The sequence below is a fragment of the Fibrella forsythiae genome (assembly GCF_017353175.1).
GTDB lineage: Bacteria > Bacteroidota > Bacteroidia > Cytophagales > Spirosomataceae > Fibrella > Fibrella forsythiae.
Genome location: NZ_JAFMYW010000002.1, coordinates 393283 through 406261, shown reverse-complemented (window position 1 = coordinate 406261; position 12979 = coordinate 393283). Strand labels below are relative to the sequence as shown.

The 12979-nt window shown below is 55.2% G+C and carries 8 protein-coding genes; 6 read left to right on the top strand and 2 right to left on the bottom strand.

Annotated features, from left to right (window positions below):
- Positions 1 to 44 precede the first annotated feature (44 nt).
- Positions 45 to 455, bottom strand: a complete 411-nt coding sequence (locus J2I46_RS07680; protein WP_207328423.1) for a hypothetical protein — start codon at positions 453 to 455, stop codon at positions 45 to 47.
- 279 nt (positions 456 to 734) lie between these two features.
- Between J2I46_RS07680 and J2I46_RS07675 the strand changes: the two genes are divergently transcribed.
- The 3 genes from J2I46_RS07675 (at position 735) to J2I46_RS07665 (ending at position 5158) form a co-directional block, all read left to right on the top strand.
- The gene (locus J2I46_RS07675) at positions 735 to 3608 is read left to right on the top strand and encodes a glycosyl hydrolase (RefSeq protein ID WP_207328422.1); all 2874 of its coding nucleotides are present in this window, start codon (positions 735 to 737) and stop codon (positions 3606 to 3608) included.
- Positions 3609 to 4123: 515 nt separating this feature from the next.
- Complete coding sequence (locus J2I46_RS07670; RefSeq protein ID WP_207328421.1) at positions 4124 to 4612, top strand: hypothetical protein; 489 nt, start codon at positions 4124 to 4126, stop codon at positions 4610 to 4612.
- Between the two features lie 60 nt (positions 4613 to 4672).
- Positions 4673 to 5158 carry a YybH family protein gene (locus J2I46_RS07665; protein WP_207328420.1) on the top strand — a complete coding sequence of 162 codons (486 nt, stop codon included), beginning with the start codon at positions 4673 to 4675 and terminating at the stop codon, positions 5156 to 5158.
- 71 nt (positions 5159 to 5229) lie between these two features.
- Here J2I46_RS07665 and J2I46_RS07660 read toward each other — a convergent pair whose 3' ends face one another.
- Positions 5230 to 5403: a hypothetical protein gene (locus tag J2I46_RS07660; RefSeq protein WP_207328419.1), complete on the bottom strand. Its 174-nt coding sequence runs from the start codon at positions 5401 to 5403 to the stop codon at positions 5230 to 5232.
- Positions 5404 to 5717: 314 nt separating this feature from the next.
- On the opposite strand from J2I46_RS07660, the gene J2I46_RS07655 reads away from it, so the two are divergent.
- The 3 genes from J2I46_RS07655 to J2I46_RS07645 all read left to right on the top strand — a co-directional run bounded on the left by J2I46_RS07655 (position 5718) and on the right by J2I46_RS07645 (position 12949).
- Positions 5718 to 7442, top strand: coding sequence for a M14 family metallopeptidase (locus J2I46_RS07655; protein WP_207328418.1), 1725 nt, complete (start codon positions 5718 to 5720; stop codon positions 7440 to 7442).
- 378 nt (positions 7443 to 7820) lie between these two features.
- Positions 7821 to 8258 (top strand): hypothetical protein, encoded by a 438-nt coding sequence (locus J2I46_RS07650; RefSeq protein WP_207328417.1) that lies wholly within the window; start codon positions 7821 to 7823, stop codon positions 8256 to 8258.
- Positions 8255 to 12949, top strand: coding sequence for a LamG-like jellyroll fold domain-containing protein (locus J2I46_RS07645; protein WP_229379650.1), 4695 nt, complete (start codon positions 8255 to 8257; stop codon positions 12947 to 12949). Before J2I46_RS07650 ends, J2I46_RS07645 begins: the two co-directional genes overlap by 4 nt.
- The last annotated feature ends 30 nt before the right edge of the window (positions 12950 to 12979 follow it).

The window sequence follows — 12979 nt, the reverse complement described above, 5'->3', positions numbered from 1 at the left end:
GTCTTGTTTATGCTTCCACTAGTTGACTTTGGATCTCGTAATCGCTACTGCACCAGAATCTCGTTATGCGGCAGGGCATAGCGGGTATCGGCCGTCAACAAAACAATTTGGTCGCCTTTCTTACAATGGGCCAGTACATTCTGTACCAGTACTTCCCGATATGTCTCCTGCGAAAACAGGTGCAACGTACCTGTGGCGTTATCACGTATAGCCACTTTAAAGTCGATCGGGTCAACGGCTTTGCTTTCCGTAGGGGATAGCGCTACCGTTCGAACCGTCAACGTACCTGAGGCATCAGCCGCTAGTTTGCATTTGCCGGCTGGCGAATACGTATCGACAACCATTCTGTCGCCAACAAAAGCGGCCGAACAGTTGGTAAACGGTTGCTGCGCCTGAGCAAACGTACCCAGACAGACACTGGCGATAAGCGAGAGGAAGAACGTGCGTTGTTTCATGGCTTTTATATTTGGCGTACCAACGAAACAAAGCTACCTCACCGGTCAGCAGTCGGTGGTTAAGGGCCAGTAAAACATTGTAAACGAAATGTAAAAGTTTAGAAATAGTCGTTTCCTGACGACGTACCCGTACCCACTGCGCGAACAGGTACTGATTCAGCAACTGGCATAATTCGTGCAAACAGGCCGTAACACGGATTTAAGCGATGTTACGGCCTGTTTGCGTGAGTAACTTGCGAGTCAACGTACCCACTTACCACATAGCTTCTTCCCCTCTCAATGCGTACGATCCTTTTCTGCTTACTCAGCCTCCTCTTCTCTCCCACCTTCGCCCAGAAAACAACGCCGCCAACATCGGGCATTTCGGCAGCAACGTTTGCGGCGCCTCCATCGAACTACGGCATTCGGTGTTGGTGGTGGTGGCTCAACGGCAACGTGACCAAAGAAGCCATCACCCGCGATCTGGAAGCGATGAAAGCAAAGGGGTTCAGCGGCGCCTGCATTTTCGACGCGGGCGGGGCCGAGCAGCGGGGCAACGCGCAGGTACCGGAAGGCCCGCTGTTTGGATCGCCCGCCTGGCGCGAGTTGTACCTGCATGCGGTTCGGGAAGCGAGTCGGCTGGGATTGGTGCTGAGCATGAGCATTCAGAGCGGCTGGAATCTCGGCGGGCCGGACGTTACGCCGGTTGAAGCGGCCAAACAATTGACCTGGTCGGAGGTGACGGTGAAAGGACCAATGACGTACCGGGAAACCCTGCCGCAACCAACGACCAAGGATGGCCTTTACAACGACATCACGGTGCTGGCCTTCCCCAAAAATGCGACGAAGCACGAGCCAATCAAGGATTTGCAGGCGAAAGCAGGCACGATCGAACTGGGCGGTTCAGCCCCCGACACGCGCTTCCTGCTGACCGACGTACCTGCCAAAGAAGGCGATACCGATGCGTTGCCCAAAACGATTCAGAACGTATCGGCCAGCATGAACGCGCAGGGCGTATTGACCTGGCAGGTTCCGGCGGGCGAGTGGACGATCATGCGCTTTGGCTTCACGCCTACGGGTGCAGACGTGTCGACATCGAGCGGAAAATGGCAGGGCCGCGTGCTCGATCCACTCAACCCGAAAACATTTAACCGGTATTGGGATACGAACGTGGAGCCGTTGCTCAAGCTGATCGGCCCCATGGCGGGCAAAACCCTGAAATACCTCCAGACCGATAGTTGGGAAGCAGGTGGCTGTAACTGGACCGAAGCCTTCGCGCAGGAATTTCGCAAGCGCCGGGGCTACGACATTATCCCCTACCTGCCCGTTGTGGCCGGAAAAATTGTGGGTAGCCGCGACGAGAGCAACCGGTTTCTGGCCGACCTCCGCAAAACCATCAGTGACTGCGTGGCCGAGAATCACTACGCCGTTTTTGCCCAACGCTCGGCCAAGTACGGCATTGGCCTGCAACCCGAATCGGCGGGGCCACACGCGGGACCGTTCGACGGGCTGAAAAACTACGGCTACAGCGACATCATGATGAGTGAATTCTGGGCACCATCGCCGCACCGGCCAACGCCTGTTAACCGCTTTTTCGTGAAACAGGCCGCCAGCGCCGCGCATATCTACAACAAGCCGCTGGTGGGTGCCGAGTCGTTCACCACGATCGGGCCGCACTGGAACGACGTGATCTGGTCGGCCATGAAATCGAGCGCCGACCACGAATTTTGCGCCGGGCTGAACCTGGTGTATCTGCACACGTTCACCTGCTCGCCGAAAGAAATGGGCTTGCCGGGGCAGGAATATTTTGCCGGTACGCACTTCAATCCGAACGTGACCTGGTGGGATTATTCGACCGGCTTCGTTCAGTATCTTACCCGCTGTCAGTACATGCTGCAACAGGGACAATCGGTGGCCGATGTGCTGTATTATTACGGCGACCACGTACCTAATATTGCCCGCCAGAAAGCCGACGATCCGGGCCATGCGCTACCCGAGTTCGATTACGATGTGATCAACGAAGATCGGCTACAGGTGCTGAGCGTAAAAAATGGCCGGATCATGTTGCCCCACGGCCTGTCGTACCGCGTGCTGGTCTTGCCCGACCATCAGGTGCTGTCGCTGGTAGCCCTGCAGAAAGTAGCGCAGCTGGTGCAGGCGGGTGGTACGGTCATTGGTCTGAAGCCTAAATCAACGGCGAGTCTGGTAGGCTATCCAGCCAGTGAAACCGAACTAAAAACCCTGGCCGACCGGCTGTGGGGCGCGGGCGAATCGGCCGTGGGTGAGCACAAAACCGGCGCTGGACGGGTGGTTTGGGGCAAAACGGCCCGCGAGTTACTGCTCACCGACGGTGTCAGGGCCGATGCGGAATTGGCGAGCAATACGGCCGGGCAAGTGTTCGATTACTTCCACAAAACGCTGAAGAACGTCGACTACTATTTCGTCAGCAACCAGAACGCCACGGCAACCCAACTGACGGCCACGTTTCGTGTAACTGGTCGCCAGCCCGAATTGTGGGACCCCGCGACGGGCAGCATCAAACCGGCAACGGCGTTTACCCAGCAGGACGGTCGCATCAGCGTTCCGCTCGATCTGACGCCCTACGGGTCCGTATTTGTCGTGTTCCGCCAGTCGATTCCAGCCACGCAACAGGGCATTGCTGCGAAACGAAACATCCCCACCTACAGCCCGGTATCCACCATTTCTGGCCCCTGGCAGGTATCGTTCAATCCGAAATGGATCTCGAGCGGCCCGTCATCCGTCACCTTCGATAACCTGGTCGACTGGACTACACGCCCGGAAGAGGGCATCCACTTTTATTCCGGCACTGCCACCTATCGCAAAACGTTCGACGCGCCCGTCAACGCCGGTAACCTCTTCCTCGGCCTGGGCGATGTGCAGGATGTAGGTGTGGCGCGCGTACGCCTCAACGGGCAGGATCTGGGCATTGTCTGGGCACCACCGTTCCGCATTCCAGTCGGTAAACTGCTAAAACCAACGGGTAATCAACTGGAGATCGAGGTTGTGAACTCGTGGCGCAACCGACTCATCGGCGACCGCACCAAACCCAAAGAGCAACGGCTAACCAACACCAATGTCACCGTCCGCCCCGACTGGAAATTACAACCCTCCGGCTTACTCGGACCAGTGCAATTGTTTTCGGCGTCGGAGTAGGTTGTATTGGGTGGTAATGCAGTGTATTGCTTTGCGCTATGACATATTGCTTCACGCTGTGCTGTGTTGCTTCGCAAGCTAGGCCCTTCGACAGGCTCAAGGTGACACCGGGGTGGCGTCTCGCTCCCACCCAAGTTCGGCATACACCTGCTGGATATGCGTTGTCACCCTGAGCCTGTCGAAGGGCCTAGCTTGCGAAGCAACACAGCACAGCGTGAAGCAACAGTCACCAATACAACGCGGATTGTCGGCCGGGCAACCCCAAAGGGGTGATATGTCAATAGCGTATAAACGGACCCAAAATGATCTAGCCCCGGTAAGGGCGATATGTAAAAGGCTAGTCCGTGATGTACATGTCACCCGTGCCGTGGCTGTGGCGCGTAGGAAAGGAGCCATTTCTATTGACACACCACCCCTGACGGGGACATTCGAATTAAACTAACACAAAGATTGTCAACACGTTGTCAGTAAATAATTACGAATCCACCTTACTTTAGCGAGTCAAAAAGGCAAGTATGCAAACGACTCGAAGCACCATTGACCGACGCATCAGGGCGGGGCTTCTCCTCTTCTGGGCGCTTTATTTTTCCATCGTCTGCCTTAGCAACACTACCGACGCGCTAAAGGCGCTGAATCTGCTGCCACCTAACTTTCGGTTTGTGTCGGGCAACTACAGCATGGTCAGCAAGGTGGTTGGTATTTATGGTCCTACGGCTGGTTGGGCGGGTTTCTTTTTCGCTGGTGTCATCAGTTGGGAAGGAGTCGGGGCAGTTCTTTTCTGGCGAGCCCTTGCTGGGTCAATTCGCGAAACCGCCGATCGTGTCGCGTTGGCCTATCAGGCATTTGGCGTGACCATCGGGTTGTGGGCCGCATTCATCATCAGCGATGAAGTATTTCTGGCTTACGAATTTCCTGGTCTTTCATCCACATTCTTTAACCTCCTCATTGCTGAGCTGGGCTCGTTCATCTTACTTCGCCTGTCGTTTCAGGATGAACGAGCCTGACTCATCTTGTCAAAGGCAGTGACACAGCCTCTAGAACAACATTCCTACTGATCATTCCCCATGAAATTGCCTCTCCTTTTCGTTCTCTGCCTCTTCATGCCGGGCATGAGTCTGGCCCAGTCGTCCGCCTACGAGCAAATCCGGTCCATTCGCCAGCAGTTCAACGAAGCGATTGCCCGGCACGACACGACCGAACTGGTTTCGTTCTTCACCGACGACTATACCATTGTTAGTGCCCGCAACACGGAAGCGAAAGGAAAAGAGGGCGGCAAACGGGCACTGGCCAATGCGTTCCGAACCCAACAGAACGTTGTGTATGTTCGCACGCCCACACAGATTGATGTTTTCCAGTCATGGCATATGGCCTCGGAAACAGGCAGCTGGACAGGCACATGGCAGGAGCCGGACGGCACGGTGACGCTAACAGGGACGTACCTGGCCAAATGGCATCAGATCAACGGCCAGTGGAAGATCAGAGCCGAAGTGTTCACGCCCTTGACGTGCTCAGGAAGTAGTTATTGCGAGAAAGGATCAGGGATAAAATAGGCCCCTCCACCTGGCTATTCGCGCTTTATCACCGCCGTCCAGTCAATGCACAACGTACCCAGCCTGTATATTTAGTTGCCCGCCTCCTGACTGTCGACGCGGTTGAGCGTATAGCTCAGATCAGCAGTGCCAACCCGGAAACCACGCGTCTGATCAAGAATGAACAGTACGTTGTCATCTCCTTTCAATAAGTACACGTAGTGGGTGTTTTCGTAGCGGGGTCTACTTGTAGGGTTAGTTTCCATTTGATAAACTCACAATCGATATCAGCAGGAATGGACAACATCGCCCTTGGAATAAGGTCGCAGGGACTACTGGCAACAAATGTAGCGGGCTCGATAGCGGGCCTGCTCGCCTGAACAAAGCCAACCCCCATCAGGACAAGGAGAAACATTACGCACTGGTTCATAGTCAGTTAGTGGCGTAGCGTGTGTCGCTATGAACAAAGTCAGGAGAGCGGATGACTTACCTACTGCCCGCTACACGGCGGGTCGATGGCAATCCCTGTACCCGTTCAAAGCCGTTTCCGGGTAATTTAGGGCATCAGACAACCTTCCTCATGAAACTACCCGTCTACTGGCTGCTTTGCCTCTTCACCACCACCTGCCTTGCGCAAACTAAGCCCGCGCTTATCACGCCCTACGAAAAGAGTCAGGGCAGGGAAACGGCAACGTACCCGGAAATCATCGATTACTACCAGCGGCTCGACAGGCAGTTCGACCAGGCAAAACTCATTGAAGTAGGCAAAACCGATGTAGGTAAACCGCTGCACCTGTTTCTGCTGGCGGCCGATAAGAACTTCACTGCCCGCCCCGACCGCGTTACGCTGCTGATCAACAACGGTATTCACCCCGGCGAACCGGAGGGCATCGACGCCTGCATGATGCTGGCGCGCGACCTGTTACTCGCCAATAAACTGCCTAAAAACGTCTTGCTGGCCATTGTGCCGGTGTTCAATGTGGGGGGCAGTTTGAACCGGGGCGTATCGCGTGTGAACCAGAACGGGCCGGTCAGCTACGGCTTCCGGGGCAATGCCCGCAACCTGAATCTGAACCGCGATTTCATTAAGGCCGACGCCGAGAATACGCGGGCCTTTCAGGCAATGTATCAGCAACTTAAACCGCAGGTATTCATCGATAACCACACCAGCGACGGAGCCGACTACCAGCACGTGGTCACGTATTTCGCTACGCAGAAAGACAAGCTGCACCCGGCCGTGTCGGGTTATATGACGAAGACCTTCCAGCCCGCGCTGGACAAAGCCCTGGCCGAACGGGGATTTCCAACGGCTCCCTACGTGAATCACCCGAAAGATACGCCCGAAAGCGGACTGCTGGGTTACAACGACTCACCCCGCTACACAACGGGCTACGCAGCCATGTTCAACTGCTTCGGCTTCACGCTGGAAACGCACATGTGGAAAGACTACCCGGCGCGGGTGAAAGGCAGCTATGCCTTCGATGAAGCCGTGCTGCGCCTCTGCGAGCGTAACGCCAGCACGATTCTGACTAATAAACAGCGCGCCGATGCAGCGGTGAGTCAGCAGACAACGTTCGCGCTTAACTACCGCCTCGACCGTAGCAAAGTAGATTCTATCACGTTTCTGGGGTATGAAGCAGCCTACAAACCCAGCGACGTGTCGGGCTTGAAACGGCTATATTATGACCGTACGAAACCCTTCACCAAACGCGTTCCGTACATGAATACGTTTGTTCCCGACCTGCAACTCACCAAACCGGCTGGGTACGTTATCCCACAGGCATGGCACGAAGTAATTACGTTGCTGAAGCGCAACGGCGTTCGGCTGCAATCCATGCCTAAAGACACGCTGATGACCGTGTCGGCTTATTACCTGGACGACTATAAAACCAGCCAACGACCCTACGAAGGGCATTACCTGCACTCGGGCGTGAAGCTCAGACAAGAGACGCAACGGATTCAGTTCTACAAAGGTGATTACCTGATTTTGACAAACCAGCCCACCAACCGCTACCTGATCGAGACCCTAGAGCCGCAGGCACAGGACTCGTTTTTCGCCTGGAATTTCTTCGACAGCATCCTCGACCAGAAAGAATATTTCTCCGATTATATTTTCGAAGACACCGCCGCCGAACTGCTCCGCAACGACACCGCCCTCCGTCAGAAACTGGCCGACAAACGCGCCGCCGATAAAACTTTCGCTGAAAGCGCCAACGCGCAGCTGGAGTTCATCTACAAACAAACACCCTACTTCGAGAAGACCTTTAACCGCTACCCCGTGTATCGGCTAGGCGGCAAACAGTAACGTACTCAACGCGCCCATGGGGTGTAGGCCCGCCCAATGCAGGATTGATAAAACATCCTGGCCCTAACCAGACGGACTCCGAAGCGTTGGTTAGGGCCAGGATGTTTTTTTACCAGTCACTCCATCATTGGTACAAAATGTGTGCAACGCCCAATCTCACAACGATAGCTGGATTAATAAGTACAAATTCAGAGTCAATCCTGATTTACGATCGAACTGTATTGTCTTTTCATAATTAAGAATAATTACTCAGCCAATGGCACCGGAATTGCTCGCATTAATCGGGTTTCTCTGTCCGGCAACTACCGTCGCTTCGTATCGGCGATCCGCACGTGCAGGGAACGGTTTTCTGCTACCTGCATTTCTACGAGGTTAAACATGGGTACTGTATCAGCCAAGAAAGGGCCAGTCGACGGCTGTAAAGGCTTATTTATTGTTATTCTTCTACTAGTTGCCAGTTCCGCATGGGCGCAGTTGCCCTGCCAGTCGCCGGTCAGTTTAACATTTGATGCCAGCTCGCCTCAGACCTGCGCTCAATCGCCTGTCAGTTATACGCTCGATGTAACAGGCGCCACATCGGCCACCCTGACCAGTACAGGCTCAGGTACGTTCAGCCAACAGCTTATCGAAGCGCGGGTTATAGTGAGTTATACGCCATCAGCCGCCGACATGCTTTTAAGTACTATTACCTTTACTTTTCAGAGTGACGATCCAGATAGAACCGGCGTTTGCCTGGCGAAACAACTGGCTCAGCAGCTGACCATTAGCCCACCGACTCCATGTTTACCCATAAGTGCTGCACTGATCTACCGATGAATGCTGCCCACATTCCCCGCCAACCACTCGCTGGTCACCTCTTCAGACGAGTCTATCTGGCCATTGCCCTTCTGCTCGTGGCGTGGCTGGCACAGGCTCAGGAATTACAGCCGGTCAAGTTTATTAAAACCAGCCATGAAACGGCCGACTGGTATCTTGAAACCCTGAAACCGACGCCCAACTACACCAAGGTCAAGCGGTTATACGACGATTTTTTTAAGGTACATGGGCTGGAGAAAAGCCAGGAGCGCAGCATCGTGATGCGCTGGCTTCAGGTCTACCGGAATTACCAGGATGCCAACGGCAACGTAGTGGTCGATCCGGTATCGCCTACGGAAACACAGTCGATCATGCGCGCCAATACGCCCAAAGCCAATGCCCGGCAGGCGGCCAGCGTATCGCCTTACCCAACCTGGAATGATCAGGTCGGTACGTGGCGCATGATTGGCCCGTATCACGGTAAAGACAAAGGCTGCTCCAACCAGCCAACCATGTCGGGTGGGTTCAACGACCGGGTATATATTAACCCTTACAACACGCAGAATCTGTATGCCGGGCAGTCGTATGGCGGCCTGTGGGTAAGTCAGGATCAGGGGGCTACCTGGAAACTGACCGACTCCGAATTCCCGAATGGGAAAAACACGTATGCCAACCGCGACGTGTATTATGGCGACATCAAAGCGTCGAAGACCGATGCCAACCTGGTATTTGCCGCTACTGATGCGGGCCTGCTCAAATCGACCAACGCGGGTAATAGCTGGTCGTTGGTGAGTGAGTTAAACTACGTGGAGAAACCCACCGAACGGGCTTACTTCGTAGCGCCTTCGAACCACGATGCCAACATGCTGCTGGCCAGTTACGGGCAAAAAATTTACCGGACTACCGACGGCGGGGCTACCTGGACAATGGTTTTCAACAACTCGACGGGTGGGGCCAACTACAGCCAGGGGCAGCATTCGACAATCGGCGTTTCAGGGCGTAAATACAATTTTGCCGGCCTGAGTTTTCACCCCGTCAGCAACAATGTCGTGTATCTGGCGGCCCGCGAAGCGACAACCAACCGCATCGCCGTTCATGTGTCTACGGATTACGGGCAAACCTGGTCGGTACTGATTCCGGGCAGTCGGGTCGTGAATGGCGTCACCCAGACCACGACGAACGGACCGGTTAAAATGGAGCTATCGCCAGCGGCTCCCGATAAGATTTACCTGTTCAATTTGTTTCAGGATCTGGGCAGCAGCACTACTATTGGCACCACCAAAGGCATTGTGAAGTACAGCACCTCCGGCGATCTGCTCCAGGCTATTGCCTATCCGGCGGTTGGCCATTTGCTCGACGACTGCACCGTGTCGGTAACCGACTCAACGGTGATGTATCTGGGCGGTTATGCGTCGGGCGAGGTGCATAAATCGACCAACGGCGGGTTGACCTTTTCTACCAATAACCCCGGCTATAGTAGCTGCGTCAACTACGTACACTCCGATGTGCGGTATCTGGTCAGTGTGGGTAACCTGTTGCTGATTGCGTCGGACGGCGGAAACTATATCTCGAAAGATGGCATGGCGACCATTCAGCCCACCGGCGAGTGGATCAGCGGCATCGACCTGTGGGGTTTCAGTTCAGCCTTTAAAGGCGACGTGATTGCCGCCGGGGATGATCACGGCCCCACGGAAGTACGCTGGTTCGATGGCGACGGGGGGTGGGAACATGATGGGGGTGCCGACTCGAAAGACCTGACCATCAACCCGGTGCAGCCCCGCTGGATCTATGCCATGGACGTGTACCGGAAATACCGGATGGTGACCAAGGAGGCCGCCTACGACAAATCGTATTCGATCGATAACAATTCAATTACGGCGCTGAAGTACCACGCCGTCCATCCCAATATCTACGGAAAATCGTACCCGATCAACGACAACGTTTTGTTGCTCTCCAACGACAACATGACGTCATTGGCTGGTTCGCTCTATACCTTTCCGGAGACCATCACGCGGGTAAAACAACCGTTGCGGAACCCATCGATTTTCTTCGTGCTGACCAACAACAAAGACATTTACAAAAGCACCGACGGGGCCAGCACCTTCACCAAAATAACACCCAGCAGCACCGTGACGGATGGCAAAACCAACATCTCCGACCTGGAAGTGAGTCAGGATGGCTCGGTGGTGTGGCTCAGTTACGGGCAGGTACAAACGACCTGTAAAGTGCTCAAATCGACCGATGGCGGCACTAGCTGGGTCAACTACAGTACTGGCCTACCCTCACCGGCGACCTCGAACATCACCATGCAGCGGGGTACGAACGGGGGCGTGTATGTGAGCACCAATGGCGGCGGCATCTGGTACCGCGACAATACGATGAGCACCTGGTCGATGCTGGGAACCGGGTTGCCCATGATGGGGTACGTTACCTCGGCTTATGTAGTACCCGACAAAAAAGCCTACCGTATGGGTACATCGCGGGGAGCTTTCGAGCATCCGCTGGCCTTTACCACAACCGCCGACGCCCTTATTTCAGTAGACAAAACCAGCGCGGGTACGTGTCGCGATACGCTTTATTTCCGGGATTATTCGGCCTACGAAGGCACCACCGGTATTCAATATGCCTGGACGTTTGAAGGGGGCACGCCCGCTACGTCGACAGCCGAAAACCCGAAAGTAGTGTATAACAGTCCGGGTGTTTATGATGTGTCACTTACCGTCACCGATGCCAACGGCATCAGTTCGACCCAGACGCTTACCGACTTCATTTCGGTATCGGCTGTGCTTTGCAGTCCCGATACGCTGCGCGGGCAAGCGTTGCAGATTACGGCCCAGAACAACTACCTGCGGGCGCCTGTTCCCAGCGTAGCCAGCACCAATGCCTACACCATGATGGCCTGGGTGAAAATGAACGGGGCGCAGGTGAACTTCGCGGGGATGCTCTCGCTAAGTACCACAACTGGCTCGGTGCACCTGAACCTGAAAGACGTCAATGCCGATAGCACGCAGATTGGGTATCATCACCCTAATGGCGATTGGTGGTATAATTCGGGGCTTTATCTGAAACCAAACATCTGGACCCACGTGGCACTGGTAGTACAGCCCAACGCTATTTCGATAGTGAAAGATGGCGTTCGTGCCACCCACACCGGCCGAACCGTAGCGCCAGTCTCCTTCACCGGCAATGTAACTATCGGCTCGATGGCCGGAGCCGAATGGTACCGGACCTTTATCGGCGACATCGACGAGGTAGCTATCTATAAACGTGCTCTGACTGACGACGAGATCAGGCGGATGATGCACCTGACCAAAAATAACCCGCACTACCCTGCCCAAACCGACTCCGACCTGCTCACGTATTACCAGTTCAACGAAGCATCTACATCTACCCTCATCTATGATCGCGTGGGTACTCGCGACGCCAGTTTTCAGGGTAGTGCCGTCAGCCGGGTCGAATCAACGGGGCCGTTTAGCGGTGGGGTCAGCGAAACCATGAGTTCGGTAGCGTCGGCAGGCCCGAAATCATTCACCAGCGTGGGCCTAACCCTCGACATGCCAGCCTCAGGTACGTATGCCGCCGGTGCGGTCACGGCCTACCGGTTGCTCGAAAAACCCTACCTGCCCCCTTCGGCTTCGGTTGGTAACAACTACTGGATTGTCAGAAACTGGGGCACGACTAAAGCCTTCTCGCCATTGGTGTCATTAACGTTCAATAACGTTAACGTGCCGATTTCTGACTTGGGTAGTCCCGGCAGCCAGCGACTTTACGAGCGTACGCAGAACAGCCACATCGCCAACTGGCTAGTCAGCAATGTACCGGCCAACCTGGCCACGGGTTCCCCAACGGGCGATGTCCGGTTTCCGGGCAGTGGTATTACCACATTCGGGCAACTGGTGTTGAGCCGCAGTGCCGCGCCCGCCCTGATTGCTACTACCCCCGTCAACACAGCGACCGGCGTTTCGGCCACCACCAGCCTCACGCTGGTCTTCGACCAGTCGGTAACGAAAGGGACCGGCAATCTGGTGCTGGTGCGCATCGCCGATAATACCCCTGTTGAAACGATTGCGGTGAGCAGCACACAGGTAAGCGGCACCGGTACTACCTGGATTATCACCCCCGGCCAGCCCCTGTCGGCCAACACGGGGTATGCCCTTCGCGCCGACGCAGGTACGTTTATCGACGGTCTCAGCGGGCAATTTCCCGGCCTGCTAACCAATGGGCTGTTTAGCTTCACCACTGGCTGTTCCTCTTATAGCGTTACGCTGTCGGCCGGGCCAGGCACAACACTGACCTGCACCCAAACCAGCCTGACGCTGACTGCTACTCAAACGGGCGGTGGGTCAACCAGTACCTACCTGTTCGCCGGTCCGGGTGTAGTCAGCCAAAGCCCAACAGCTACGTCTGCGGTGGTCAATGCCGCCGGTACCTATTCGGTGACAGCGACGAGCAATGGCTGTTCGGCTACCAAGTCGATACCGATCGTTTCAGACGCAACAAATTGCGTGGGTATGTCTACCGTTACCAACGGTTTATGGTCAGACCCGGCAACCTGGTCGGCCGGTCGGGTTCCGACGGCCACCGATGCCGTTACCATCACCCATACGGTGGTGGTGCCAGCTAATTACAGCGGTAGTGCATTGAATTTAACCATCAACCTACCCGGCAAGGTAATTTACATTGCCAACGGAAAAATTCAGCTAAGTCAGTAACAACTAATGCGGGCTGAACGTACCTGACCG